The following is a 25950-nucleotide window of genomic DNA, read 5'->3' as shown; positions in this document are numbered from 1 at the left end:
GAGGAACGATCATGTCGGAACATGACAAGAAACTAAACGTCACACGCCGCGGGCTGCTGGGTGCATCTGCAACTGGCGCCGTGCTGGCCGGGACCGGTCTGGGCAGCACCCTGATGACCGCCAAAGAGGCCAGCGCCGCCGCTAATGCTCATCTGGAGCCCGGCGAGTTGGACGAGTACTATGGCTTCTGGTCCTCGGGCCAGACCGGTGAGCTGCGCATTCTGGGCGTGCCCTCGATGCGTGAGCTGATGCGGGTGCCAGTATTCAATCGCTGTTCGGCCACCGGCTGGGGTCAGACCAATGAGTCGCTGAAAATTCTGACCGAAGGCCTGCTGCCCGAAACCAAAGAGTTCCTAGCCGCGAACGGCAAGGTCACCTATGACAACGGGGACCTGCACCACCCACACATGTCTTTCACCGATGGCACCTATGATGGTCGCTACCTGTTCATGAACGACAAGGCCAACACCCGTGTGGCTCGCGTACGCTGCGACGTGATGAAATGCGACAAGATCATCGAGATCCCGAACGCACACGATATTCACGGCCTGCGTCCGCAGAAATATCCACGCACCGGCTATGTCTTTGCCAATGGCGAACACGAGGCACCGCTGGTCAACGACGGCCAGATTCTCGACGATCCGTCGCAATACGTGAACATCTTCACCGCCATCGATGGTGATACGATGGAGATCGAGTGGCAGGTGATGGTCTCTGGTAACCTCGACAACACCGACTGCGACTATCAGGGCAAATACGCCTTCTCGACCTCATATAACTCGGAAATGGGCATGAATCTGGCCGAGATGACCGAGAATGAACTGGACCACGTGGTCGTATTCAACCTGAAAGGCATCGAGGAGGCCGTTGCTGCCGGCAACTATCAAGAGTTGAACGGCGTCAAGGTCGTGGACGGGCGCAAAGAGGCAGGCGGCAACCTGACCCGTTACATCCCGATCCCGAACTCGCCGCATGGTGTGAACGCCGCGCCCGACAAGAAGCATATCATGATCAACGGTAAGCTTTCGCCGACCGTGTCCGTGATTGATGTCGAAAAAGTGGACGCGCTGTTTGCAGACAACGCTGACCCGCGTTCCGCGATCGTGGCTGAACCGCAGCTGGGTCTTGGCCCGCTTCACACTGCGTTCGACGGTAAGGGCAACGCCTACACCACCCTGTTCCTGGACAGCCAGGTGGTGAAATGGGACATCGCCAAGGCCATCGAAGCCTATGGTGGTTCGGACGTTGATCCGATCCTCGACAAGGTGGATGTGCAGTATCAGCCCGGCCACAACTCGACCTCGATGGGTGAGACCGCCGAAGCCGATGGCAAGTGGCTGATTTCGATGAACAAGTTCTCGAAGGACCGCTTCCTGAACGTAGGTCCACTGAAGCCGGAAAACGAGCAGTTAATCGACATCTCGGGCGACAAGATGAAAGTAGTCCATGACGGCCCGACCTTCGCGGAACCGCACGACTCGATCCTTGTGCACCGGTCCAAAGTGAACCCGGTCAATGTCTGGGATCGAAATGATCCGATGTGGGAAGATGCCCGCAAACAGGCCGAGGCCGATGGTGTTGATCTGGACGAAGGTGCCGAAGAGCCCATCCGGGACGGCAATAAGGTCCGCGTCTACATGACCTCGACCGCGCCAGTTTTCAGCATGGAGAAGTTCACAGTCAAACAGGGTGATGAAGTAACCATCTATGTCACCAACCTGGATGACGTGGATGACGTGACCCACGGGCTGTGCCTGTCGAACTTCGGTATCGCAATGGAAGTGGCACCACAAGCCACCGCGTCTGTCACCTTCATCGCCGACCGTCCTGGTGTACACTGGTATTATTGCCAGTGGTTCTGCCATGCGCTGCACATGGAGATGCGCGGCCGGATGTTTGTTGAGCCGCGGAGCGCATAAGCAATGCGCTGGTCCCTGCTCATACCGCTCCTGCTCGGCTCGCCCCTTTGGGCGGCGGACTGGGATGTGCCCAACCGGGCGGGGGCCATCAACGAGATACTGGCGCAGGCGGCGGATGGAGACACCCTCCGCCTGAGCCCCGGTGTTTATACTGAAACGTTGGTTCTGGACCGGCCCGTCACCCTTGACGGGCTGGGACAGGCCACCATCGACGGACAAGGCCAAGGCAGCGTTATCACCGTGACCGGGCCGGGCGTGACGGTGCGCGGGCTGACGGTGATCGGCTCAGGCTCGGACCATGACGGGATCGACAGCGGAATCCAGCTGACCAAGACGGCATTCGCACCGGTGGTCGAGGATAATGTCCTGCTAGGCAATCTCTATGGCATCGACATCCACGGTGCGAAAGACAGCATCGTGCGGCGCAACCGGATCGAAGGACGACAAGACCAGCGCATGAACGACCGCGGCAATGGCGTCTATGTCTGGAATGCGCCGGGTGCGCGGGTTGAAGACAACGACATTCGCTATGGCCGCGACGGGATCTTTGTGAATTCGTCGAAGAAGAACACCTTTACCAGCAACCTGTTCCGCGATCTGCGTTTCGCGGTGCATTACATGTACGCGGACAATTCAGTGGTCAGCGACAATGTCTCGATCGGTAACGATCTGGGCTACGCGGTGATGTTCACGACCAATGTGACCGTGGCCAACAATGTCTCGATTGGCGACCGCGAACATGGCGTGATGCTGAACTATGCCAACAAGAGCGTTATCACCGGCAACGTTGTGAAAGGTGCGAAAGAGAAATGCACCTTTCTGTATAACTCGAACAAGAACGAATTCACCGACAACTGGTTCCAGGGTTGCGGCATCGGCATCCACTTTACCGCTGGTAGCGAGCGCAATCGCATCGTTGGAAACGCCTTTGTCGGCAACCGGACACAGGTGAAATACGTCTCGACCAAGTGGGTCGAGTGGTCTGAGGACGGGCGCGGAAATTACTGGTCCGATTTCGCCGCCTTTGATGTGGATGGCAACGGCATTGCCGACGCCCCCTATCGCCCCAACGACTCGATGGACCATGTGCTTTGGACCCAACCCGCAGCCAAACTGCTGCTCGGCTCCCCTGCCGTGCAGCTGGTGCGCTGGTCGCAATCGGCCTTCCCGGCGCTGCTGCCGGGGGGTGTGATGGACAGCAATCCACTGATGCAAGCCCCTGAACCCCTAGCAATGAAAAAGGTGCCTCATGACGGATAAGGCCCTGTCAATCGACCGTGTTCTCAAGGACCGAGGCAAAACCCGCGTCCTTGACGATATCACCCTGTCTCTTGCCCCCGGTCAGCGCGTTGCGCTGCTGGGCCATAACGGTGCGGGCAAGTCGACGCTGATCAAATCCATCCTCGGCCTGACGCCGATCAACGGTGGAACAATCCGGATCGGAGAGGCAACCCCGGGCAGCGCGCAAGCGCGGCGCGAGACGGCCTACCTTCCCGAGGCAGTGTCGTTCCACCCTGCCCTGACCGGACGCGAGCAACTGACTCTGTTTGCGAAACTGTCCGGCGCAAAAGCTGATGTGCCCGGCCTTCTGGAACGCGTTGGCCTGAGCGACGCGCTGGACCGACGGATCGGAGCTTATTCCAAAGGAATGCGGCAACGTCTGGGTCTGGCGCAGGTGCTGCTGGGCCAGCCAAAAGTGGCGCTGTTAGATGAGCCGACAAGCGGCTTGGACCCGATTTCCCGGCAGGATCTTTATGCCATCATCGACGAGCTGGCTGCGCAAGGCACCGCCGTACTGATCGCATCCCACGCGCTCACCGAGGTCGAGGCTCGCACCGATCGGATCGCTATCATGCGCAAGGGTCAGATGGTCGCCGACGACACGCTGAACAATCTGTCGGCTTTGGCCGGTCTACCGATCCGCTTGAAAGTACGCGCCAGCGTCAATGCTGATGCCTTGGCCGCCGAATTGGGCGGCAGCCGCATCAACGGCGCGTCGGTGGAACTACTCTGTAGCCCAGCCGACAAGATGGAAGCCCTGCGCCGCATCGCTGGCATGGGCGACGCGGTGGCGGATGTCGAGATGACACCGCCGAAACTGGAAGACCTCTATCGCCACTACGCACAGGAGGAATTGAAATGACCCGCTTCCTCGCCGTCACCCGCACCGAAATGCTGATCCTGAGCCACAACCGCTGGCTGCTGGTTGCGACATTGATCATGGTGCTGTTCGCTTTAGCCCTTACATTTGCGGGCAGCGCACCAACCGGCACACTGGGCGTGGACATGCTGACCGTCTCGGTCGCGTCGATGACCACCTTGTCGGTCTATCTTGCGCCCTTGCTGGCCCTAATGATCTCGTTCGACGCGATTGCAGGCGACTTGGATCGGGGCAGCCTGTCGCTGCTGTTGTCCTACCCGGCGGGTCGCGGGGAAATCCTGTTGGGTAAGTTCACCGCCCATCTGGCGGCGCTGGCCTTTGCCATGGCCGTCGGCTTCGGCACCGCAGGCGCGGTGGCCGCGTTCTTTGGCGGCGCAGGGCCCGAAAGCCTAATGGCACTGGCGCGCCTCATCCTCACTTCGATCCTGTTGGGCGCCGTGTTTTTGGCGCTGGGATACCTTCTGTCTGCCCTGGCAAAGGGGGCCACGGCGGCGGCGGGTTTGTCGGCCGGGCTCTGGCTGGTTTTTGTCGTCCTCTATGATCTGGGCCTGTTGGGGGCCGTCGTCATGGACAAGGGCGGCACCTTCACCCAATCCGTCTTTCCATGGGTGATGGTGGCCAACCCGGCCGACGCATTCCGACTGTGGAACATCGCCGCGACCGAAGGCGTGGCCATGGCATCCGGCATGACCGGGGCTGCGCAAGCCCTTCCCGTCTGGGCCGCGCCTGCGTCTCTGCTGATCTGGCCCGTGGTGGCCTTCGCCCTTGCCCGGCTTGCATTCCGGAGGGTTGAACCATGAAACGTCTCGCGCTGATCGCGCTGGTCGCGCTGGCGGCTTGCAAGGAAGAGGTCGCCGAAGCCCCCGATCCGGTCGATCTGACCCCAGATGCGCTGAGTTTCTTCTGCCAGATGAACATCGCCGAGCATGGCGGACCCAAGGGACAGATTCACCTGGAAGGCTACCCAGCCCCACTGTTCTTTGCGCAAGTGCGGGACATGGTGGCATATCTCAAAAGTCCGGAACGTGACGCGAAAATCACGGCCGTTTATGTCAGCGATATGGGAATTGCGCCAAGTTGGCGCCAGCCGGGGATATCCAACTGGATCGCCGCAAATGACGCGACCTTTGTCGTCGGCGGCAATGTGGCCGGGGGCATGGGCGCGCGCGAGGTGGTGCCGTTTGCCAATCCCACTGACGCTCAGACATTTGTTGACACTTACGGCGGGACGGCGATGCCCCTTCCAGACATCCCCGATGCAGAAGTGCTCGGCCCTGTTGATCTTGATCTGTCGTTGGAGACCCCTGTATGACCGCCCTATCCCGCCGTCGATTTCTATTTATCTCAGCCGCGTGCGCGGCGGCGAACCCGGCATGGGCCTCGGACGCGCGATGGAATGGAACGGCGTTGGGTGCTGCTGCAAGTTTGCGGCTGGTTGGTTTGTCGAACACGGATGCCGCACCGATCATTGCTGCTGTTGAAGCGGAAATTTCCCGACTGGAAGACATCTTTAGCTTGTACCGCCCAGACTCGCAGCTGAGCCGGTTGAACCGGGACGGTGTACTTACTGCTCCGGCTCAGGAATTGTTGAATGTGTTGAGCTTGTGCACAGCCCTGCACCAAGCTTCGAAAGGTGCGTTCGATCCAAGTATTCAACCGATGTGGTTGGGTTTGGCGAACGGGGCTCGCCCCAAAGACTTGATTGAGGCTCAACGCCTGGTTGGTTGGGAAAAAGTGTCTTTTGACGCGTCTAATGTGCGCCTTCCGGATCCGGGCCAATCGGCCTTGACGTTGAACGGCATCGCGCAGGGTGCCATCACCGATCGCATCGCTGCTCTGCTACGCGACTTTGGCTTGCGAGATGTTCTGGTAAACATGGGAGAGGTCGCCGCTTTGGGCACGCGAGGCGATGGAACGCCTTGGAAAGTTGGGTTGGCCAAACCGGATCAAAGGGTGTTGAAACGCATTGCGTTGCGGAACCGCGCCGTTGCTACGTCGTCATCCTTGGGCACACAGCTAGGTCACGGGCTTGGACATATCCTCACCTCTGCAGGGCCAGTGCGCCGCAACAGAACAGTTTCGGTTTCAGCACCGAACGCAAGCCTAGCAGATGGGCTTTCAACCGCCATATGCGCCGCCCCAGACAGTCACGCAGAGGAAATTGTTCAACGGTTTCCCGGCACCCGGATTGAATTGAACGCCTAAGAAAGCCGCCAAAGTGTCAAAGTGATCAATAAAATTTCTGAACGAATATGACTTGGATCAAGTCAGATTCGCGACTTGGCGGTTATCAAAACAAACACGCGAACAAAAAATGTCCACATTCGAGTCACCAGCCATGAGCCAGATGACGAGTAGACGCGCTTTTCTCAGCGCGCGCATACTTAGGGAAGATCGCGATGCGATCCGCCCGCCGGGCGCGGCCGTTTCGGACTTTGCAGATCTGTGCACACGCTGCGAGGATTGCGCCTCGGCTTGCCCCGAAAACGTCATCACATTCGATGACGGTGGTTTTCCCACTCTCGACTTTTCCGCAGATGGTTGCACCCTATGTGGAGACTGCGCCCAAGCGTGCCCAACACTTGCGCTGTTGCCCGAACGTGTGGCCCAATGGCCGTGGCGTGCACAAGTTGATGCGGCAAGCTGCCTGTCAATGAACGGGGTCAGCTGCCGCGTATGCCAGGACAATTGCGAGCAAGACGCCATCCGCTTTCGTCTGCAACTGGGCGGACGGGCGGAGCCTGCGCTTGATACCGAAATCTGTATCGGTTGCGGAAGCTGCTCTGCTGCCTGCCCCGCCGGGGCCATCTCGATGCACCGCCCCACCCCACAACACCCGGAGGTGACCTAATGAATATCTGTGGCTGTCTCGTCCACATCGCCCCAGATCACACCGACGCCGCGCGTGCGGCAATGACTGGAACCCAAGGCGTCGAGCTTCATGCCGAAGCCGAGGATGGCCGGTTTGTAGTGGTTGTCGAGGATACCGCTGAAAAGCTGGCCTCGGACACCATTATGGATCTGCACCAGATCCCCGGCGTGATCTCTTTGTCGCTGACATATCACCATTTCGAAGATCCGGCGGAGACATCTCCGCAATCAAATGCCCAAAGCCAACCGACCAGCAGGAGGCCCATGCAATGACTGTTTCTGAATCCCGTCGTACTTTTCTAAAGGCATCCGCCGCTGCCGCAACGGCCTCGGCCGCTGGCATTCCGATGGCCGCCGGTCAGGCCAATGCGCAGGCCGATGCGCCCGATATTCGCTGGGACAAGGCCGCTTGCCGTTTCTGCGGCACTGGATGCTCGGTTCTGGTTGGCACCAAGGATGGCCGCGTTGTCGCCACACAAGGCGACCCCGACGCACCCGTGAACCGGGGTCTGAACTGCATCAAAGGCTATTTCCTGTCCAAGATCATGTACGGCAAGGATCGCCTGACCACCCCACTGCTGCGCAAAACCAACGGCGAATACGACAAGAACGGTGAATTTGAGCCCGTCAGCTGGGATGAAGCCTTTGATGTCATGGCCGCCAAATGGAAAGAGGCCCTGGCCAAGAAAGGCCCGACCAGCGTCGGCATGTTCGGCTCGGGCCAATGGACCGTCTGGGAAGGTTACGCTGCGGCCAAAATGATGAAAGCAGGCTTCCGGTCAAATAATATCGACCCCAATGCACGCCATTGCATGGCCTCGGCTGTTGTGGGTTTCATGCGTACCTTTGGCATCGACGAGCCGATGGGGTGCTATGACGATCTGGAACACGCCGATACCTTCGTGCTGTGGGGTTCGAACATGGCCGAGATGCACCCGATCCTGTGGTCGCGCCTGACGGATACGCGCCTGACAAAACCGGGATGCGAAGTGCATGTACTGTCGACCTTCGAGCATCGCTCGTTCGAACTGGCGGACAACGGCATGGTTTTTGCGCCTCAGACTGATCTGGCAATCCTGAATTATATCGCCAACTACATCATCCAGAATGGCGCGGTGAACGAATACTTCGTGCGAAACCACGTCAATATCACTAAGACCGCAACCGATATCGGTTATGGCCTGCGTGAAACCAATGCGTTGCAGCAGGAAGCCGCGAACCCGAACTCGGGCAAGCTGGAAACCATCACTTTCGAGGAATACGCCGAGGCTGTCGCACCCTACACGCTGGAGTACACTTCCGAGCTGTCCGGCGTCCCTGCGGATAAGCTGGAAAAACTGGCGCAGCAATATGCAGACCCAACACGCAAGGTCATGAGCCTGTGGACCATGGGCTTCAACCAGCACACACGCGGGTCCTGGGTGAACTCTCTGATGTACAACGTGCACCTGCTGGTGGGTAAGATATCGGAACCCGGCAACTCGCCCTTCTCGCTGACCGGTCAGCCCTCGGCCTGTGGCACCGCGCGGGAGGTCGGCACCTTTGCCCATCGCCTGCCCGCCGACATGGTCGTCGCGAATGATGAGCACAGGGAAATTTGCGAGACCGCTTGGAACATTCCGGTTGGCACCATCCCGCCAAAGCCCGGCTTCCACGCCGTGTTGCAGCACCGCAAACTGAAAGATGGTGAGCTGAACGCTTACTGGGTTCAGTGCAACAACAACATGCAGGCTGCGCCCAACATCAACGAAGAAGGCTATCCCGGTTACCGCAATCCGGAAAACTTCATCACCGTATCTGATCCTTATCCGACAGTTACGGCGGTGTCTGCCGACCTGATCTTGCCCACCGCGATGTGGGTCGAGAAGGAAGGTGCATATGGCAACGCGGAACGCCGCACCCAATTCTGGCGTCAACAAGTCAAGGCGCCGGGCGAAGCGAAATCCGACCTGTGGCAGTTGATGGAGTTTTCGAAACGCTTCACCGTCGAAGAGGTCTGGGGCGAAGAGCTGCTGGCCAAGATGCCCGAACATCGCGGCAAGACCATGTATGACGTGCTGTTCGCCAACGGCAAGGTTGACCAATTCCCGCTGTCCGAAACTGCGCAAGGCTTCGACAACGACGATGCCGAGCATTTCGGTTACTACGTCCAGAAAGGTTTGTTCGAGGAATATGCCGATTTCGGGCGTGGTCATGCGCATGACCTTGCTCCGTTCGACATGTATCATCAGGCACGCGGCATGCGTTGGCCGGTCGTGGATGGCAAGGAAACGCTCTATCGCTTCCGCGAAGGATATGACCCCTACGTGCCCGAAGGCGCGGATGTGAAGTTCTACGGTCACAAAGACGGTAAAGCCAAGATCATCTTTGCGCCGTACGAACCTGCCGCCGAAGTGCCCGATGAGGAGTACGATCTGTGGCTGTCAACGGGCCGCGTTCTGGAGCACTGGCACTCGGGCTCGATGACTCGCCGGGTTCCGGAACTGCACCGCGCTTATCCGTCGGCTGTGGTGTACATGCACCCAGAAGACGCGCGTGATCGCGGCTTGCGGCGCGGGCAAGAGATTGTCCTGTCCACCCGTCGCGGGGAAGTCACCAGCCGAGTGGAGACCCGAGGCCGGAACAAGGTGCCGCGTGGTTTGGTCTTCATGCCCTGGTTCGACGAGCATCAGTTAACCAACAAACTGACGCTGGACGCGACCTGCCCGCTTTCGAAAGAGACCGACTTCAAGAAGTGCGCCTGCAAGGTCGAGCGCGCGTAACCAGTAAGGATTGTACGGGTAATTCCCATGCCTCTTGTCGACAAACCCCTTTCGCCGCAACGGCGCCGGTTCCTGCAGGATACGGCCCGCGCGGCGGGCGGCTGCGTGGTCGCCGGGTCGGTGCTGGCCTATCTGGCCCGCGACGCCCGCGCTCTGCCAGCCGAAGCTTTGCGCCCGCCCGGCGCATTGCCGGAAAAGGAGTTTCTGTCGGCATGCATCCGCTGCGGTCTGTGCGTGCGGGATTGCCCCTACGATACCCTGAAGCTGGCCGAACTTGGATCGGATGCGGTGGCGACGGGAACGCCGTATTTCACCGCGCGGGATATTCCCTGCGAAATGTGCGACGACATTCCTTGTGTCGCCGCATGTCCAACAGGGGCATTGGACCCCGGGTTGGACAATATCGACGATGCCAACATGGGCGTCGCGGTGCTGGTCGATCAAGAGAACTGCCTGAACTTCCTCGGCCTGCGTTGCGATGTCTGTTACCGCGTTTGTCCGGTGATTGATGAAGCGATCACGCTCGAGACCGAGCATAATACTCGATCCGGTCATCACGCGCTGTTCATTCCGACCGTCCATTCCGATCGCTGCACTGGCTGCGGCATGTGCGAAAAAAGCTGTGTTCTACCCGAAGCAGCCATCAAGGTTCTGCCTACGCGGCTGGCGCGCGGTAGTTCGGCAGAACACTACCGGAGAGGCTGGGAAGAAAAGGCTGCCAAGGGCGCGCCGGTTGTCGAAGGGATCATTGATTTGCCCGACCGTTTGCCAGGACCTGGCACCGACAACTTGGTTTCTCCGGGCGGGTTTGCCCCCGGATATGAACTACCCGGAGTCGGACAATGAGCGCCCGCACGCATATGCCTGTAGGTCACGAGGCAGTCGAAAGCAAAGGCTGGATCGGCGCACATCGCTATCTGTTATTGCGCCGCGTAAGTCAGCTGTTCTTTCTGGTTCTGTTTCTGCTGGGTCCGTGGTTCGGCATATGGATCGTGAAAGGAAACCTAGCGGGGTCGCTGACGCTGGGCGTGTTGCCCCTGACAGACCCTTTCATCCTGTTGCAAAGCTTCGTTGCGGGTCATTTGCCTGAGGCGACGGCACTGATCGGCGGGCTGATCGTTTTGGCGGTTTATGCGCTGATCGGCGGTCGGGTCTATTGTTCCTGGGTTTGCCCTATCAACCCGGTGACGGATGCCGCGAACTGGCTGCATCGCAAGCTGGATCTGCCCAAAGGTTGGCAGCCCAAGCGCAGTACGCGCCTGTGGGTCCTGGCAACTGTCCTGCTTGTGTCGGGCCTGAGCGGTGTGATCGCGTGGGAGCTGGTAAATCCGATCACCATGCTCCATCGCGGGCTGGTTTTCGGCATGGGCTTTGTTTGGGCCATGATTGCCGCGATCTTTATCTTTGACGTGATTGTCTCACGTCATGGCTGGTGTGGTCATCTGTGTCCAGTCGGTGCGTTCTATGGCCTGATCGGGTCAAAAAGCCTGCTACGTGTCAGCGCCACCAATCGCGCCGCCTGTGACGACTGCATGGATTGCTACGCGGTCTGTCCGGAGAATCAGGTGATCTCACCCGCGCTGAAAGGCAAGCCGGGAAGCAGGCCACTGATCCTGTCACCCGACTGCACAAACTGCGGACGTTGCATCGATGTCTGCGCAGTCGACGTTTTTAACTTTACTCACCGGTTTGACGACCACGTCGTTCAACCTTCCGATCCAGTTGCCGCGCCTGAACCGCGCGCTGCCAGACCTATCTAGGGGAGTGCCAAGATGAAAAGATCAATCGTTACAGGCGGAATTGCCCTTCTACCCGTATTGTTGCTGAGCGGATGGGCCCTCGCGCAATCCGCACAGGTTGAAACCCTGCGAGGCGCGGACGTGGACGAACCGATCCCGCTGGATCAAATCCACAAAAATGTAGAAGGACGGATGCAGCGCAATTATCGCCAGCAGCCGCCGCTGATCCCGCACTCGATCGAACAATATCAGATCGATGTGCGCACCAATCAGTGCCTGTCCTGCCATGACTGGTCCAAAGCTGGCGAGAGAAATGCACCGACCCTTTCGATGACCCACTATCTGGACCGCGAAGGCCGCGAGTTGGATCGCATCGCAGGAACCCGGTATTTCTGCAATCAGTGCCACGTTCCGCAAGCGGACGCGCCGCCGCTGGTCGATAACGTGTTCCAGCCCTCAACTGGCAACTGATTCAACTCAAGACTGAAAGGAGCAGCGACATGGCAGACTCCCCCGAAAAACGCGGCTTTTTAGGTCGACTGTGGAACGCGATCTGGACACCGGCGGTAATGTTCAGCTCGGGCTTTCTGATCCTTGCCGGATTTCTGGCCGGTATCCTGTTCTGGGGTGGGTTTCACTGGACCCTGGAATTGACCAATACTGAAGAGTTTTGTGTTTCGTGCCACACTATGGAAACGAACCTGGGCGAATACCGCGAGACGATCCATTACAACAACCACTCTGGTGTGCGTGCGATCTGTTCCGATTGCCACGTTCCCGATGAGTGGAACCACAAGATAAAAGCCAAGATCATGGCCGTAAAAGACGTCTATCACGAGCTTGCCGGAACCATCAGCACGCCCGAGAAATACGAGGATCACCGTCTGGCAATGGCCTCGGCGGTGTGGAAAAAGATGAAAGCGTCCGACAGCCGCGAATGCCGCAACTGTCACAACTTCGACTATATGGACTTTACCATTCAGGAAACCCGCGCCGCGTCGGAACACCAGCGCGCTATCGACACAGGCATGACCTGTATCGATTGCCACCAGGGTATCGCGCACAGCCTGCCACCGAACTACCTGGAAACATATGAGAATGTGACCGCGGGACTTGAAGGCGAAGTTCTGAAAGAACATGCGACCGCATCTGGCGACGATATCCGTGACTTCCTGAACAACAGCTCGAATTGAAGGGGGGGGCGGAGATGCTAGAGATACTGGGAACCATTGGCGGCAACATCCTAAGCCTGCCCGGCATTCTGGGGCTGGCCCTTGGCATGATGACCCGCAAGCTGTGGCTGGGCGCGGCATTGGGTGGCGCAGTCGGTATATTCGAAACGCTGGTGTTTGCTGGCTTTCAATTCGCGCAAGTCGAAAGTTTAGAGCTTATCATCGCCGTCGTGGTCGGTGTCTGCGCAGGCAGCTTGGGCACGGCCATTCGACTCAAGGGTTCTACGGCCTGACATAGATCCGGTTCCGCCACCCCGGCGGGACCGACACACGCGAACAGACCTTAGGACTCAATCTGGTTTCAATCCAAGGAAGTTAAACAGGTCAGGAAACTGGTAATCCTGCCTGTCGGCATCCGCCCCAAAAGCAAGAATGCCGGATTGGCGGTCTGCAAATGTGCCGTCTGAAAAGTAGGGCAAGCTCTTGTCGTATCTGGACAACGTTTTCTCCGAAATGCCATTCGTTCTTTTCATGTAGTGCGTCAGACGTTTCTTCGGAAAATTCTCAGCCGCGATTTCATTGTGCACATCATCAAGTCCGAAGTGCTTTATAAAAGCCAAAAGGGACAGGGTGTAGATCTCTTCTATTTCGCGGGTCGTGTTGGCCCAGGTTTTGACTGGTCCTGTAAAGTGAATGTAACGGTGGACCCGTTCAGTTGGGGAGGCTCAGTACAAATTCGTGCAAATGAGACAGATCGCCTAATGCTTTCAGCCTGAGTAAAGTCGCTTGGGACACGTAACCATGCGATTGGAATTTTTCTGGCGGGACAATGCCGTCCAAACAATAGACGATCCTGAAATATCTTGAAAACAGAGTTTCCAACCGCGGATCAACCTGAGCCGAGACATAAAGATAGTGCTGAATCTCGTTGGTCGTGTCGAGCAAGAAAGACCGCACCAGCGCATAGGCCGCCTGCCAGATATGGTTTTCGTCCGTGCACAGCACGACAGCCATTTTGTTGTCGCTGGTCATCCGACACAATCCTGCGGGTCATAACTTGAACGCAAAAATGGGCCGAAAGGTATCGAGAGCGATAGGCTATCAATCATATTGACCAAGTACTTTTTGCATCGCCAGGATTTTGGGGGCGCCGCGTCGCTTGAACTTGTCAGGGAAGACGAAGGCAAATCCGATTTCATCCGCAAGTGCATTCAGGTCGCGCTCGATCCCCTGATCAGAGTGCGCAAACCTGCGGGTGCGCTGGAAGTCATGGAACAGATCGCCGGTCTTGGGAAAATCCGAGTTTTCAAACGTGACCGGTTGCCAGTGAAGGTCCTCGATAATGTAAATCCCGCCGTCCTTGAGTTTTGACCACATCTCCAAAAGCGCGAATTGCTGATGATGCGAGGCGTGCGAAGCGTCGTCTATGATTACATCAAAGCGCTGTTCAAACTGGGCCGCTGCAGCTTTGATGTTCTCACGCTTGTCCATATCGCATTGGACGAAATCAAACCCAAGGCCCCTTGCGCCAAGAAAAGTCCGAGATATCCAGACCCGTGACATGAGCATGTTCGAAATACTCCAGCCACATATCAACCGATGGAACGGGATTCCCCCCTTTCAATATCGCTTTGATACCCTGACTCACTATTCCCAGCTGAAGGCAGCAAAGGCGTGTTGAAATTTCAACAGGATTTCTTCAAACAAGATAACTCGTTAACGAAGTTGCCCTTGCGTCAAGCGCCTTCTAAAAAATCCTCTCTATTTTTGCCTATGCAAATACAATATAAACTGTGGGGACTATGAGGGGAAAAATATGGGCGGGATCGCAAGACTATGACGCGGGTCCTTGAGGCGAAACGTATTTCCAAAGTTCTAAATCTGGCCGGTCTGACGGAACATTTATCGATGTTCCGGCAAGAAGGCGTGGACGACCAGCTTTTGGACGATCTGACCGACCCGGAACTGCGCGACCTTGGGTTGAGCGTTGGGGAAAGAAAAAGGTTTCGCAAAGCTCAGGCGGAACTCAAAAGCAAAGACGCGTCGAGCCGAGATGGAGTAAAGTCCGAGGCCGAACGAAGGCAACTGACACTGGTCTTTTGCGACCTCGTCGGATCCACCCAGCTTGCACAGCGCTATGATCCCGAAGACCTGATGCAGATCATGAATCTGTACCTGGATACAGCCATCGGCACCTTGAAACAGCATGGCTGTCATCTGGCCTATCGTCAGGGCGATGGCATCATGGTGTATTTTGGGTATCCCAAAGCAATGGAAGACGACGCTGAGCGGGCTGTAAGGGCAGTTTTGGAAACCATCGAGGCTGTTCAAAACCTGGACAACAAATTCGGTGAAAAGCTTAATCTGCGTGCAGGAATCGCAACCGGAATGGTCGTTGTTGGCATCGTGTCCTCGAAAAGCCTTGGGTCTGAGGAATTTTTGGTTGGCGAGACGGCGAACCTTGCGTCCCGGTTGCAAGGGCTGGCTAAGCCTGGTGAGGTGATCGTCTCATCAGAAACAATGCGGCTGACACAGGGAACGTTCGAATTCGAGCCGCGCGGTAGCCATGATTTGAAAGGGTTCGAAGACCAGCGCAAAGTCTTTTGCGTGCTCAAGGAAACCGTATCTGCCAGTCGATTTGAGGCCCGGACCGGACAATCTGCAGTCAAACTGGTGGCACGGCAAGACGACCTGTCGACTTTGACTCAGCTTTGGTCGGCAGCACAGGAAGGGGCCGGCAGAATGGCGCTTGTCGGCGGCGCGGCAGGTATAGGCAAGTCGAGACTGATCAAGTCGCTGTCTGAAACGATCGGGGTCAAACCGCTTACCCTACAATGTACGCCACACCTGACCAGTCTACCTCTACACCCTATAATAAACGAGTTACGACGTGTATCAGGCGACCAATCCGACGAAAAAATCCAAGCTGCGGTAACAAGTTTTGTTAAATCCGCCTCGCGTGTGAACGAAACGGACTTGCCCGTCCTGCTGGAGTTGGCAGGTGTCGACTCGGGCGCACCCGCCGAACCTGATCCGCTGAAAAAGGCGCGGAAATCCATGGATGTGCTTCTGCGCAGCCTTGCCAGCATATGCGACAGGCGCGGCACATTGCTGTTGGTTATAGAAGATGTTCACTGGGCAGATGCCACCACATTGGATTTCCTGGACACACTTGCCGCCAATCTGGCAGGTTTCCCGGTACTTATGGTTCTGTCACACCGGCCTGAATACGAGCCGCCAGAGCATTACCTGGACAAGGCGGCAACCGTCGATCTGTCACCGCTTGCACGGACAGAGGCATCCGAGCTGGTACGCCGTGTGGCCGAGCCCTTTAGTCTGCCAGTTATTCTGATCCGTCAGATCATTGAAAAAGCGGATGGGGTTCCTCTGTTCATTGAGGAAATAACAAAGGCGGTTCTGGATCAGCTACCCGCCGACGCGCCGATCAATGCCGAGGTGCTGGATGCGCTGAGCGTTCCATCCACGCTGCAGGATTCGTTGATGTCACGCCTTGACAGAATGGAAAACGCCAAACCTGTTGCGCAGTTGGGATCAGTCATCGGGCGCAGCTTTTCAGCACGCATGATCGACGCGGTCGCCCAGGACAGCATGGATGTCGACAAAGCCTTGCTGGAATTGATGGCGGCCGGTGTACTGTTGGCGACCAGCGACGAAGGGTCCGCCACCTATACGTTCAGCCACGCGCTTGTTCAGGATACCGCCTATAACTCTCTGCTACGCGACGATCGTCAAAAACTGCATCTGAAAATAGGCAAAGCCCTACTTGAAAAGCACAAGGCCTTTGGCAACCCGGCCCCTGACACCATCGCGCATCACTGCGATTTGGGTGGTTTAAAGGACGAAGCTGTCGCCCACTGGTTCACCGCAGGCGAGCAAGCCCTGTCCCGACTGGCAAACTTGCCCGCGATCTCAGCCTTTCGGGCGGCGCTGCGCAATCTCGGGTCCATGCCCGCAACTGCCGAACGTGACGGGTTCGAATTGCGCGTTCAGATGAACATTCTGCCCGCTTACATGGCGATCTATGGCTGGTCTGCTGATCAGGTCGGAGAGACAGCCGCGCGCGCCATGGAGCTTGCCCAGTCTCAGGGTGATGGAGAGACGCTTTTCGCTGCAACCTTCTGCCGTTGGACCAATTTCTTTGTTGGTGGCCAAATGAATCACGCAATGGAGATGGGACAGGCGCTGGATGCGATGGCTGGAATGACCGGGGATCCGGTTGCCAACGTTCTCACCGCGCGCGCGCTGAGCTTCACCCATTACTTCCGTGGTGAGTTCGCCGAATGTGAGCGTCAGCTTGACCGGGCCTTTGCCCTGATATCGCCAGAACTTGATATGGCGATGATGCCGATGACGCAGTCTTCGACCATGGCTTCGCTGTTGGCGATTCAAGGATGCCTGCTATGGCAGCAAGGTAAGTTCGACAAAGCTGAAACTGCGCGTCTTAAGTCCATTGAAGTCAGCAGAGCGCTGAACCACGCGCCCAATCTGGTCTATATCATGGGTGCCTGCTGCATGTTCCTGCCTTACGCTGGTGAGTGGGACAGGATGGACGTAACGATGAAGGAAGCCCGCAAGTTCGCAGATGAGGAAGGGTTCCTGTATCTGCACGCCATGCAGGACATCTATATGGGTCTTGCACAGGCCGGGAAAGGCGACCTTGCTGATGTGCCCGAACAGATCGAAGCGCGCATGAACCTGATTTCGAAATCAGGCGGTAACTTCACTTTCCCGCAGAATCAGATCGTATTGTCGGAAATCATGATCGATCATGGTGACCTCGATAGGGCGCTGGACCGGCTTGAGGCGGTCTGCGCACCCGGCTGGGAACGCGGAGAAACACTAAACAAGCCTGAATATCACCGCGTGCGAGCCAAGGCCTTCGCGGCAAGCGGGAAAATAGATGCAGCCAGGGCTGAAGCCGTGCAGGCACTAACGCTGGCGCGCAGCATTGGGGCTATTGTGCAGGAAGATCGGGCCAGACAATTTCTGGACCAACTGACCGAAAAAAATTGAACAAAACCAAGTGAATCGCCGAATATGGCGGCAAAACCAAGAGGGATTTGACATGACCGATGCATTGGACTGGGGCGACGACCAGTGGAACGCCGTGAACAAAGCCGTCCATGATGAGGCGCTCCGCGCGCGGGTGGCCGCAAGTTTTCTGCCACTATACGGGCCGCTCCCCGCTGATACACAATCGGTCCCGCTGAACCGGCTTGAACTGGTCGACAACGAAAACGGCACTGCAAAACGCCTTGGTGTCAACGACTTTGACACCACGCGCCTGACCACTGTGTCTGTGAACGTCTATCTGAAAAGCGCACAGATGGCCGACCCCGAGCTGTCCGCGGCGTTGATCATGTTCCGCCGTGCGGCTGCGATTGTGGCGCGGGTCGAAGACGACATCATCTTCAACGGCCAACCGGGCACCGGGCAAGGTCCCAAACCCAACTCTAGCGCGCCTGCCTCTTTGCCACCGATCTATACCGTCAGCGGCGGCGGCAAATACGAAGGCTTGCTGGAAGCGGGTGAGACATCTTCTGGTTCGTCGTCAGCAAAGAAGACAACCTACACCGGCACCAAAGTGTTCGAAGCGGTGGTTGCGGGTATCAATGAACTGGAATCGCGCGGGTATCTGGGCCCCTATGCCTGTGTGATGGGCAATGGCCTGTTCCAGGCCGTGACGACGCCGCTGGAAAACTCGATGGTGCTACCGCGGGACAGCATTCTGCCGTTTCTGGATGGTCCGTTGCTGCGCTCGGGCACCCTGCCCGCGAATAAAGCAGCGCTTGTGTCGCTACAAGGCGCACCTGTTGAAATCGTGGTGCCATCTGAAATCGCGGTCAAGTACTTGCAGACTTCGTCGGAAGGTGAGCATGTCTTCCGTGTGCAACAGAAATTCCGCCTGCGGATCAAGGAAGAACAGGCCATCTGCACCCTCACCTGCTGACCGGAGGCTTGGCTGTGCGCGAGTTTACAGACCGGGGTGTAACCCTGCGCTGGTCAGAAACGATCAGTGCAACCGGTGACAAGCGAGCTTTGATTGAAGCTGGACCATCCGTTTCGCCTCATGACACAATGCGGCTGATCTGTTCACCGGATGGCGGCCCCGAGCGGGCCATTCGCGGCTGGCCTTTGAGCTGCGATCAGAAAACCGGGCTTCAGCGCTTTGCGGCAACCCTTCCCTCGGGGGCACAGGACAAGACACTTTGCTGGCGTCCGGTATTGACGTCTGGCGGCCATGAGTATGACCCAGGACCAGACACTGCCCCCAAGGCAGCACCGGTGCAAAAGCCAAACCCCGCGCCACAACCACCGGTTTTGGACCATATCGCCAAGTTCGTTGTCCCCTTCGCCAGCGATTTCCACCCCTCGGGCGAGACGCCGGACGGGGTTTGGTTGCATTTCGCCATCAAGGAAGGCGGTACGGTCGAAGGCCCGCATCTGAATGGGGTAATTGAACCGGTTGGAGGCGACTGGATGCGTGTGCGTCCTGACGGCGTGGGGCTTCTCCATGCCAAAGCGCTGATCAAGCCAGCGGACGGCGGCGCTCCGATCCTGTTTGAAGATACCGGCATGTGTGAGTTTGGCCCCGATGGCTATGCCGCACTGTTGAAGGGGAACCTGCCTGCGTCGGCCCCTGTGCGGGTGGCGTCGCGCTACCTGACCTCGAACCTGCATTACAGCTGGATGAATCGGGTGCAGGGGTTTGGCATTGGCGAAGCCAGCCTGTCGGACATAACCCTGCGCTTTGACGTCTATTCCGCGAAAGGAACATCAGATGGCTGAAAAGGTTGTCATTCTTGGGGGTGGCGTGGCCGGCATGAGCGCCGCGCACGAACTGATCGAACGCGGTTTCGAGGTTGAGATCCACGAACGCCAAATGATCCCCGGCGGCAAGGCACGCAGTATCCCTGTGATGAAGGGTGAAGGCGATCATGGCTCGAAGGCAAAGCATATCAAAGCGCTGGAGAATTGGGCCGAGATGGACGGGGCCAGCTATCCGCCCGGAGTGAAACGCCCATGGTTGCCAGGCGAGCATGGGTTCCGGTTCTTCCCGAACTTCTATCGACATATTACCGACACGATGGCCCGTACGCCTTATTACGACAAAGGCACGTGCTTTGATAATCTGGTGCCGACCACTCAGGTTCTGGTCAGTCAGTTCGACAAGCCCGGCATCATTGTACCCGAGCGGTTTCCTCGCACCCTCAAAGACGTGGCGGATGCGTTCAAGACAATTGCCTTCGCGCTCTCGCCAAGAGACCAGATAGCATATGAGGATGTCGAGCATTTCGTTGCCTGCATGTGGCGGATAGCGACGTCCTGCAAGGAACGCCGGTTCGACGAATATGAACGGATCGGATGGTGGGATTTCATCGGGGCGGAAGACCGCTCGGAAGCGTATCGGAAATTTCTTGCCATCGGCCTGACACGGTCTCTGGTGGCCGCTAAAGCCACGACTGCCAGCACCAAGACCGTTGGCGACATTGCCGTGCAGCTGCAGCTGGGCATTGCCACGCCTGAACCGCATTGCAACAGGTTGCTGAACGGACCGACCAACTTAGTATGGATTCAGCCTTGGCTGGATTACCTCAAAAGCAAGGGGGTCGTTTACAAGTTCGAGTCCAAGGTAACAGGCATCGAATGCCGAAACGGGCGGATTACCGGTGCGACGGTTGAACAGGATGGCAAAGAACAGAACGTAACAGGCGACTGGTTCATCAGTGCCATGCCGATCGAGCGCATCGCGCCACTTCTCACGCCCGAGATGATGGCAGCCGATCCGGCGCTTGCCAAACTGCCACTGCTAGCAAACGACGTTCAGTGGATGAACGGTATTCAGTTCTATCTGACCAAAGAGGTCACACTTACAAACGGGCATGTGATCTTCATCGATAGCCCGTGGGCTCTGACCGCCGTGTCGCAAAAACAGTTTTGGCCGGGGATCAACTTTGACAACTGGGCTGAAGGCAAAACCAAAGGCCTGCTTTCAATTGATATTTCGGAATGGGACAAGCCGGGCTTGAACGGAAAGACCGCGCGCAATTGCACCCGGGAAGAGATTGCAAAAGAAGTTTGGGAGCAGCTCAAACGCAGTCTCAACGTGGATGGCGAGACTCTGCTACGGGATGAGGATATGCACTACTGGTTCCTTGATCCCGACATCGTGCAGGACCCCGAAGATCCCAAACGCCAAAGCAATGTGGAACCTCTGCTTGTCAACCGCATCAACAGTTGGCGATTGCGGCCAGATGCGGCCACGCTGATCCCGAATTTCTTTCTGGCATCCGACTATGTGCGCACCTTTACTGACCTTGCCACAATGGAAGGGGCGAATGAGGCCGCGCGCCGGGCAGTCAACGCGATCCTGCAACGCAGCGGATCGGATGCCGAGCCCTGCCAGATCTGGGACCTGCACGAGCCTGATATCCTGAAACCGCTGCGCGCCTATGACTACGCGCGTTATCAAGCGGGTCTGCCGTGGGACAACAGGTTTGCTGTCGCGGTCGAAGCTGCACTGAAAATGGGCCAAGACACCGCAGGGATTGATCGCGGTGGTGACGGGCCATTGGCAGCCATCGGTGAACCGGCTGCAGAGTATTCAAAACCCGGCGGTATCATCGAAGACCCGGCCATTGCCGAAGCGCTGCGCATGATTTGCCCGCCAAAAGAACTGTTTGATCTGATGGCCAGCTATGAACCAACGGCAGATCTTCCGATACCCGGAGATGAGGTTGCCGAAGATGTGGCCTATGATCTGGGCCGGGACAGCGGTCAGTCTGAAGTGCTGTCCAGAGCCCTGCCGATAACGGATGCACCCTTCGCCTCTGCTGGAACCGGGTTTGCCCCCGCCAGCGCGCAGAGCAGCAAACCTCGCGTGATCATCACGCAGAAGGGTTAACCTTTGAAACCCGGAACCGCGCATCTGGACCCTGCGGCACAGCAGGAGTTTCTGAAACAGCTGACCTCTTACGGGGATCGCGCGCGTGAAACTCTGTTGGGACTTTTGCCAACTGGAGAACCCCAGGCTTATCTCTATGGTCCTATGCGGGATTATATCGAAACGTCAGGCAAAGGACTGCGGCCTGCACTGGTGCTGGCCACCTGCGAAGCCTTTGGCGGTGACACCGAAGAAGCACGGGTGTCCGCAGCGGTGCTGGAGCTTTTGCATAATGCCTTTCTGATCCACGACGATATCGAAGATCAAAGCGATTTCAGGCGTGGGCGGGCATGTATGCATCAGCGGCTTGGCGTCCCTTTGGCCATAAACACAGGCGACGGGATGCAGGCGCTGGCCCTGCGTCTGTTGCGGCAGAATTTGGGGTCACTCGGGCTGGAAACCGGAATGCGCGTCGTGGACGAGTTCGACCATTTGCTACAGCAGTCCATCGAAGGTCAGGCGTTGGAGCTGGGTTGGATACGGGACAATCGGCTGAACGTGGGCGCCTCGGACTATCTGCGGATGTGTCTCAAAAAGACCTGCTGGTACAGTTTCATTCACCCCATGCGGATCGGCGCATTGATTGCACGGCCGCAGGATGTCGCCTCGGGCACACTGAATTTGGATGACTTCAACGCGTTCGGTTTCTTTCTGGGCGCGGCGTTTCAAATTCAGGATGACGTTCTCAACCTTGTTGGTTCGCAAGATAAATACGGCAAGGAAATTGGCGGCGACATCTATGAGGGCAAGCGTACGCTGATGTTGGGGCAACTTGGTCTGCACGCAGATGAGCCGGAACAGAAGCGATTGGCCGAACTGCTATCAAACCCGCGCGAAAATCGCTCAAGTCAAGATGTTGAATGGGTGCTTGAGCGTATGGATCACTATGGCAGCATCCGATTTGCGCAAGATGCGGCCAACGATCTTCTTGCTTCCGCCCGTCAGGAATTTGCGCAGGTATTTGCAGGCACCCAAGACGCCCCGCGTGCATTTCTCGCGCAGTTCATGGATTACCTCGTGACCCGTCAGGTCTGAGCACCTGCAACCTCAAACACCACAACGATCGAAGTCTGCTCGGTCCCGGTGCAGGCGATCCGACCATGATAAGCGCCCGGTTCCGTCAGGTCCGGTACAGTGACAACTACCGCTACATCTGTGGCCTCACCTGCGGCCAATCGAATCTGGGGCGGAATAACGTTGACGCGGTTCGCAGGCAGAATATCCCCATTCGGATTGGTCAGATCACCAGGTTCGAACTGCATTTCAACCGGCTCGTCACCTTCAGCCGCAGCAAAGGACAACAAGATTGTGGCCGTACCGCCGGGATGGCAGATCTTGCGACAGGTAAAAGGCCCTTTGAGGTGTTTTTGGTTGCCGCGCTCTGTCTCAAGCACGCGGCGCGCGATATCCGAAATCGGTTGCGTGTCCGGCTGCGATGCAACAGAGCTAATTACGCGCGACGGGTTTTCGTAGGGTTTACGCTCGAAATAAGGCATAACTTAATGTGCACCCGCAGCGTGGATCAGTAAATGGCAAATTCACCTACTGATCGCCGGGTTTGTTTATTTCCCTTTCCACACCGGATCACGTTTTTCGGCAAAGGCGCGGGCACCTTCCAGTTGATCTTCACTGGCATAGAGTACGTCCACAGTGCGCAGCTGACGTTTGGTGATATGGTTCATCGCATCCTGGAACTTGGAATCTTCCGCATCGCGCACGATCTCTTTGATTGCGGCGTAAACCAGGGGCGGTCCCGACGCCAACAAACGCGCCAGTTCCGACGCGCGGTCCATAAGTTGATCTGCGGTGACAATCTCATTCACCAAACCCCAGCGATTAGCTTCTTCAGCATCGAACCAGCGCCCGGTCAAAAGCAGTTCCATGGCGATGTGATAGGGAATGCGTTTTGGCAGCTTGACACTGGCTGCATCAGCCACAGTGCCTGATCGGATTTCCGGCAAAGCAAAAGTGGCGTGATCAGCGGCAAGGATCATGTCCGCTGACAGGGCCAGCTCTAGCCCGCCCCCGCACGCGATGCCGTTTACGGCTGCGATCACAGGCTTGTTCAGGTCGCGCAGCTCTTGCAGACCTCCAAACCCGCCAACGCCATAATCTCCGTCCACCGCGTCACCATCAGCAGCAGCTTTCAGATCCCAGCCGGGGCAAAAGAATTTCTCGCCCGCGCCGGTCAGAATGGCCACGCGCAGGTCCGGGTCATCGCGGAACTCGGCAAAAACCTCACCCATTCTGCGGCTGGTGGCCAGATCGATGGCATTGGCCTTGGGTCGGTCTAGCGTCACTTCAAGGATCGTTCCATCACGTCGGGTTTTGATCGGGTCCAATTCTCAGGCCTTTCTTATCAAAGCATCCACAGCAACCGCCTTTTCAGGCGTGCACAGAAGCGGGTTAATTTCGACCTCGCCAAGCGCGTCGGCATTTTGCGTGACATAGGCCTGTACGGCCTGGACTGCGGCAATGATCGCATCCATATCAGCCGCAGGTTGACCGCGATAGCCTTCTAGCAAGGGTGCGATCTTCAATGTGCCAAGGGCGCTGCGGATCTCCGCAGGAGAGCTGGGCACCAACAACGAAACCGTATCGCGCAGCAGTTCGGTCAACACGCCCCCTGCCCCCAATGTCAGCACAAATCCATGCGCTGGGTCCCGAAAGACGCCAATTAAAAGTTCGGCGACAGTGCCGGTGATCATCTCTTCTATCAGAATGATTTCCGTGCCGATTTCAGCGGCAACAGCGGCAACATCTTCCGCCTGAATGCCCAACCGAACGGCGGCGTGTTCTGATTTGTGAGCAAGCCCCACGCCTTTTACAGCAAAGGGGCCGTTCATGTCCTGAGCCGCCGCGCGGGCCTCTTCCCTACCTCTGACCGAACGGTTTTGCGGGATACGTAAACCAAACTTGGCCAGCGCCTGTTTCGACTCACCTTCGGTCAGGGTTCGGGACACCTCGGCACAGCCCGGCAGCAAAACAGGCTGTACACAAGGCGCACAGATCTGACCCGCTGCGCGTGTTGCGGCCAGCGCTTCGCGCAAGCCCATAAATGGCACCACTCCGCCAGCCATCAAGTCTTGCGCGACATCCTCCGGCAGCAGTTCTGGCAATGTAGCGACAACAGCAAAACGCGCTCCAGTGTCAGCGCGCACCTTCAAAGCCGCTCGGGTCGCGCTGGCCCAGTCAGTTGGATCGGTGGTCGGGTAGTCGACAATAGAAAACGTCAAATCGATATCCGCGCCAGTCATACCTGACCATGCCCGGGCCATCGCCTCTTCATCGCGCCAGATATAGGTGTGATAGTCCAGCGGGTTATTCAACGCGACCATCGGACCGAGCGCGTCTCGCAAGCGAACCTTTTTATCATCGCTTAACATTGGGAAAGTCAGGTCAGTGCCAACCGTCATGTCTGCAATCAGGCTTGCTTCCCCGCCGGAACAGCTGATCGAAGCGATACGGCCGCCGGGAAGCGGCCCGTAGCAATGCAGAAGTTTGAGCGTTTCGAGGAAATCCGGAAGCGCAGTCAGGCGCGGGATGCCAAGCCGGTCCAACAGCGCCTGCGCGCCTGCATCACTGCCCGCCAAAGATGCCGTATGAGAGACAGTCGCTGCCTGCGCCTGTTCCGATGCACCGACCTTGAGGGCAACAAGCGGGATGCCCTTTTCATGCCCCTTGACGGCCAGCGCCTCCCACTCGCGGATGTCCTTGAAGCCTTCGATATGCAGGCCCACGGCTGTCACGCGTGGATCATCTAGCAGGGCCGCAGCAATCTGCGCCTGGCTGGTCTGAGCCATATTTCCGCAGGCCACCATATAGGCAATCGGCAAACCGCGTTTCTGCATGGTCAGATTGATCGAGATGTTCGAACTTTGCGTCAGGATCGCCACGCCTTTGTCCACCGGCGTCGCCCCGTGCTGGTCAGGCCACAGCAGGGCTCCGTCTAGCGCGTTGATGTAGCCATAGCAGTTAGGGCCAAGAATGGGCATTTCACCGGCTGCGGCGATCAGCTGCGCCTGCAAGTCCCCGCCGCTATCATCTTCAGCGACGGCTTCGGAAAAACCCGAGGCGAAGCAGACCGCCCCGCCCGCGCCCATGCTGGAGAGGACCTGAACCGCCTCAATCGTGGCGTGGCGGTTGATGCCAATGAACACCGCATCCGGGGCTTCAGGCAGGTCTTCGATGTGGCCATAAACCTTGTGTCCCGCGATCTCGTTGGCTTTGGGATGCACTGGCCAAATCTGCCCGGCATAGCCCATACGTTCGGATTGCAGAATGACCTGCTGGCACCAGGCACCACCGCCAATGACAGCGATGGTTTTGGGGCGCAGCAGCCGAGTTAGGTCTTTGTTCAT

25 protein-coding genes are annotated in these 25950 nt (G+C 57.5%); 19 read left to right on the top strand and 6 right to left on the bottom strand.

Going from position 1 to position 25950, the window contains the following annotated elements; all coding sequences use genetic code 11:
* Window positions 1-11 precede the first annotated feature (11 nt).
* From nosZ to GOV91_RS07820, 14 genes are all read left to right on the top strand, one after another.
* Window positions 12-1919, top strand: a complete 1908-nt coding sequence (gene nosZ, locus GOV91_RS07885; protein ID WP_171235085.1) for a TAT-dependent nitrous-oxide reductase — start codon at window positions 12-14, stop codon at window positions 1917-1919.
* 3 nt (window positions 1920-1922) lie between these two features.
* Entirely contained in the window at window positions 1923-3179 is a 1257-nt protein-coding gene (locus GOV91_RS07880; RefSeq protein ID WP_171235084.1) for a nitrous oxide reductase family maturation protein NosD, read from the top strand.
* Window positions 3169-4062 (top strand): ABC transporter ATP-binding protein, encoded by an 894-nt coding sequence (locus GOV91_RS07875; protein WP_171235083.1) that lies wholly within the window; start codon window positions 3169-3171, stop codon window positions 4060-4062. The genes GOV91_RS07880 and GOV91_RS07875 overlap by 11 nt, the downstream gene beginning before the upstream one ends.
* Window positions 4059-4880, top strand: coding sequence for an ABC transporter permease (locus GOV91_RS07870; RefSeq protein WP_171235082.1), 822 nt, complete (start codon window positions 4059-4061; stop codon window positions 4878-4880). Before GOV91_RS07875 ends, GOV91_RS07870 begins: the two co-directional genes overlap by 4 nt.
* On the top strand, window positions 4877-5392 hold the full coding sequence (locus GOV91_RS07865; RefSeq protein ID WP_171177189.1) for a nitrous oxide reductase accessory protein NosL: 516 nt from the start codon (window positions 4877-4879) through the stop codon (window positions 5390-5392). The genes GOV91_RS07870 and GOV91_RS07865 overlap by 4 nt, the downstream gene beginning before the upstream one ends.
* A complete protein-coding gene (locus GOV91_RS07860; protein WP_171235081.1) occupies window positions 5389-6285 on the top strand; it encodes an FAD:protein FMN transferase in 897 nt (298 codons plus the stop codon). Before GOV91_RS07865 ends, GOV91_RS07860 begins: the two co-directional genes overlap by 4 nt.
* 133 nt (window positions 6286-6418) lie before the next feature.
* Entirely contained in the window at window positions 6419-6931 is a 513-nt protein-coding gene (napF, locus tag GOV91_RS07855) for a ferredoxin-type protein NapF (protein WP_171235080.1), read from the top strand.
* The gene (locus GOV91_RS07850) at window positions 6931-7224 is read left to right on the top strand and encodes a chaperone NapD (protein WP_171177194.1); all 294 of its coding nucleotides are present in this window, start codon (window positions 6931-6933) and stop codon (window positions 7222-7224) included. Before napF ends, GOV91_RS07850 begins: the two co-directional genes overlap by 1 nt.
* Window positions 7221-9713, top strand: a complete 2493-nt coding sequence (gene napA, locus GOV91_RS07845) for a nitrate reductase catalytic subunit NapA (RefSeq protein ID WP_171235079.1) — start codon at window positions 7221-7223, stop codon at window positions 9711-9713. Before GOV91_RS07850 ends, napA begins: the two co-directional genes overlap by 4 nt.
* A gap of 27 nt (window positions 9714-9740) precedes the next feature.
* The gene (gene napG, locus GOV91_RS07840) at window positions 9741-10559 is read left to right on the top strand and encodes a ferredoxin-type protein NapG (RefSeq protein WP_171235078.1); all 819 of its coding nucleotides are present in this window, start codon (window positions 9741-9743) and stop codon (window positions 10557-10559) included.
* Window positions 10556-11473 (top strand): quinol dehydrogenase ferredoxin subunit NapH, encoded by a 918-nt coding sequence (gene napH / locus GOV91_RS07835; protein WP_171235077.1) that lies wholly within the window; start codon window positions 10556-10558, stop codon window positions 11471-11473. Before napG ends, napH begins: the two co-directional genes overlap by 4 nt.
* 12 nt (window positions 11474-11485) lie before the next feature.
* The gene (locus GOV91_RS07830; RefSeq protein WP_171235076.1) at window positions 11486-11923 is read left to right on the top strand and encodes a nitrate reductase cytochrome c-type subunit; all 438 of its coding nucleotides are present in this window, start codon (window positions 11486-11488) and stop codon (window positions 11921-11923) included.
* A 29-nt stretch (window positions 11924-11952) separates the two neighbouring features.
* Entirely contained in the window at window positions 11953-12645 is a 693-nt protein-coding gene (locus GOV91_RS07825) for a NapC/NirT family cytochrome c (RefSeq protein WP_171235075.1), read from the top strand.
* 14 nt (window positions 12646-12659) lie between these two features.
* A complete protein-coding gene (locus GOV91_RS07820) occupies window positions 12660-12917 on the top strand; it encodes a hypothetical protein (RefSeq protein ID WP_171235074.1) in 258 nt (85 codons plus the stop codon).
* Between the two features lie 57 nt (window positions 12918-12974).
* Here the strand turns inward: GOV91_RS07820 and GOV91_RS07815 are convergent, their stop codons facing one another.
* The 3 genes from GOV91_RS07815 to GOV91_RS07805 all read right to left on the bottom strand — a co-directional run bounded on the left by GOV91_RS07815 (window position 12975) and on the right by GOV91_RS07805 (window position 14193).
* Window positions 12975-13124 carry a hypothetical protein gene (locus tag GOV91_RS07815; protein WP_171235073.1) on the bottom strand — a complete coding sequence of 50 codons (150 nt, stop codon included), beginning with the start codon at window positions 13122-13124 and terminating at the stop codon, window positions 12975-12977.
* A 211-nt stretch (window positions 13125-13335) separates the two neighbouring features.
* Window positions 13336-13656 (bottom strand): hypothetical protein, encoded by a 321-nt coding sequence (locus GOV91_RS07810; RefSeq protein WP_171235072.1) that lies wholly within the window; start codon window positions 13654-13656, stop codon window positions 13336-13338.
* 69 nt (window positions 13657-13725) lie between these two features.
* Entirely contained in the window at window positions 13726-14193 is a 468-nt protein-coding gene (locus tag GOV91_RS07805) for a class I SAM-dependent methyltransferase (protein ID WP_171235071.1), read from the bottom strand.
* 267 nt (window positions 14194-14460) lie between these two features.
* Here GOV91_RS07805 and GOV91_RS07800 point away from each other — a divergent pair, with 267 nt between their 5' ends.
* Genes GOV91_RS07800 through GOV91_RS07780 form a run of 5 tightly spaced genes read left to right on the top strand, consistent with a single transcriptional unit; the run spans window position 14461 to window position 22624 of the window.
* Complete coding sequence (locus GOV91_RS07800; RefSeq protein WP_171235070.1) at window positions 14461-17658, top strand: adenylate/guanylate cyclase domain-containing protein; 3198 nt, start codon at window positions 14461-14463, stop codon at window positions 17656-17658.
* Window positions 17659-17710: 52 nt separating this feature from the next.
* Window positions 17711-18595 (top strand): encapsulin, encoded by an 885-nt coding sequence (locus GOV91_RS07795; protein WP_171235069.1) that lies wholly within the window; start codon window positions 17711-17713, stop codon window positions 18593-18595.
* Between the two features lie 14 nt (window positions 18596-18609).
* Entirely contained in the window at window positions 18610-19434 is an 825-nt protein-coding gene (locus GOV91_RS07790; RefSeq protein ID WP_171235068.1) for a DUF3237 domain-containing protein, read from the top strand.
* The gene (locus GOV91_RS07785) at window positions 19427-21550 is read left to right on the top strand and encodes an FAD-dependent oxidoreductase (RefSeq protein WP_171235067.1); all 2124 of its coding nucleotides are present in this window, start codon (window positions 19427-19429) and stop codon (window positions 21548-21550) included. Before GOV91_RS07790 ends, GOV91_RS07785 begins: the two co-directional genes overlap by 8 nt.
* A 3-nt stretch (window positions 21551-21553) precedes the next feature.
* Window positions 21554-22624 (top strand): polyprenyl synthetase family protein, encoded by a 1071-nt coding sequence (locus GOV91_RS07780; RefSeq protein ID WP_217352020.1) that lies wholly within the window; start codon window positions 21554-21556, stop codon window positions 22622-22624.
* On the opposite strand, the gene GOV91_RS07775 is transcribed toward GOV91_RS07780, so the two are convergent.
* The 3 genes from GOV91_RS07775 to GOV91_RS07765 all read right to left on the bottom strand — a co-directional run bounded on the left by GOV91_RS07775 (window position 22615) and on the right by GOV91_RS07765 (window position 25950).
* A complete protein-coding gene (locus tag GOV91_RS07775; RefSeq protein ID WP_171177220.1) occupies window positions 22615-23085 on the bottom strand; it encodes a hypothetical protein in 471 nt (156 codons plus the stop codon). The genes GOV91_RS07780 and GOV91_RS07775 overlap by 10 nt on opposite strands.
* Before the next feature lie 66 nt (window positions 23086-23151).
* Window positions 23152-23931, bottom strand: a complete 780-nt coding sequence (locus tag GOV91_RS07770) for a carnitinyl-CoA dehydratase (RefSeq protein ID WP_171177222.1) — start codon at window positions 23929-23931, stop codon at window positions 23152-23154.
* Between the two features lie 3 nt (window positions 23932-23934).
* On the bottom strand, window positions 23935-25950 hold the full coding sequence (locus GOV91_RS07765) for an acetate--CoA ligase family protein (protein ID WP_171177224.1): 2016 nt from the start codon (window positions 25948-25950) through the stop codon (window positions 23935-23937).

The sequence above is a fragment of the Ruegeria sp. HKCCA6837 genome, from assembly GCF_013034475.1.
Classification (GTDB): domain Bacteria; phylum Pseudomonadota; class Alphaproteobacteria; order Rhodobacterales; family Rhodobacteraceae; genus Ruegeria.
Note: the sequence above shows the minus strand (reverse complement) of the source record. Positions and strands in the feature narration are given on the sequence as shown.

Bases quoted from the DNA above. Each gene is read 5' to 3' on its own strand.
- nosZ (WP_171235085.1), top strand. From the start codon at position 12: ATGTCGGAACATGACAAGAAACTAAACGTCACACGCCGCGGGCTGCTG.
- GOV91_RS07880 (WP_171235084.1), top strand. From the start codon at position 1,923: ATGCGCTGGTCCCTGCTCATACCGCTCCTGCTCGGCTCGCCCCTTTGG.
- GOV91_RS07875 (WP_171235083.1), top strand. From the start codon at position 3,169: ATGACGGATAAGGCCCTGTCAATCGACCGTGTTCTCAAGGACCGAGGC.
- GOV91_RS07870 (WP_171235082.1), top strand. From the start codon at position 4,059: ATGACCCGCTTCCTCGCCGTCACCCGCACCGAAATGCTGATCCTGAGC.
- GOV91_RS07865 (WP_171177189.1), top strand. From the start codon at position 4,877: ATGAAACGTCTCGCGCTGATCGCGCTGGTCGCGCTGGCGGCTTGCAAG.
- GOV91_RS07860 (WP_171235081.1), top strand. From the start codon at position 5,389: ATGACCGCCCTATCCCGCCGTCGATTTCTATTTATCTCAGCCGCGTGC.
- napF (WP_171235080.1), top strand. From the start codon at position 6,419: ATGAGCCAGATGACGAGTAGACGCGCTTTTCTCAGCGCGCGCATACTT.
- GOV91_RS07850 (WP_171177194.1), top strand. From the start codon at position 6,931: ATGAATATCTGTGGCTGTCTCGTCCACATCGCCCCAGATCACACCGAC.
- napA (WP_171235079.1), top strand. From the start codon at position 7,221: ATGACTGTTTCTGAATCCCGTCGTACTTTTCTAAAGGCATCCGCCGCT.
- napG (WP_171235078.1), top strand. From the start codon at position 9,741: ATGCCTCTTGTCGACAAACCCCTTTCGCCGCAACGGCGCCGGTTCCTG.
- napH (WP_171235077.1), top strand. From the start codon at position 10,556: ATGAGCGCCCGCACGCATATGCCTGTAGGTCACGAGGCAGTCGAAAGC.
- GOV91_RS07830 (WP_171235076.1), top strand. From the start codon at position 11,486: ATGAAAAGATCAATCGTTACAGGCGGAATTGCCCTTCTACCCGTATTG.
- GOV91_RS07825 (WP_171235075.1), top strand. From the start codon at position 11,953: ATGGCAGACTCCCCCGAAAAACGCGGCTTTTTAGGTCGACTGTGGAAC.
- GOV91_RS07820 (WP_171235074.1), top strand. From the start codon at position 12,660: ATGCTAGAGATACTGGGAACCATTGGCGGCAACATCCTAAGCCTGCCC.
- GOV91_RS07810 (WP_171235072.1), bottom strand. From the start codon at position 13,656: ATGACCAGCGACAACAAAATGGCTGTCGTGCTGTGCACGGACGAAAAC.
- GOV91_RS07805 (WP_171235071.1), bottom strand. From the start codon at position 14,193: ATGCTCATGTCACGGGTCTGGATATCTCGGACTTTTCTTGGCGCAAGG.
- GOV91_RS07800 (WP_171235070.1), top strand. From the start codon at position 14,461: ATGACGCGGGTCCTTGAGGCGAAACGTATTTCCAAAGTTCTAAATCTG.
- GOV91_RS07795 (WP_171235069.1), top strand. From the start codon at position 17,711: ATGACCGATGCATTGGACTGGGGCGACGACCAGTGGAACGCCGTGAAC.
- GOV91_RS07785 (WP_171235067.1), top strand. From the start codon at position 19,427: ATGGCTGAAAAGGTTGTCATTCTTGGGGGTGGCGTGGCCGGCATGAGC.
- GOV91_RS07775 (WP_171177220.1), bottom strand. From the start codon at position 23,085: ATGCCTTATTTCGAGCGTAAACCCTACGAAAACCCGTCGCGCGTAATT.
- GOV91_RS07765 (WP_171177224.1), bottom strand. From the start codon at position 25,950: ATGAACAAAGACCTAACTCGGCTGCTGCGCCCCAAAACCATCGCTGTC.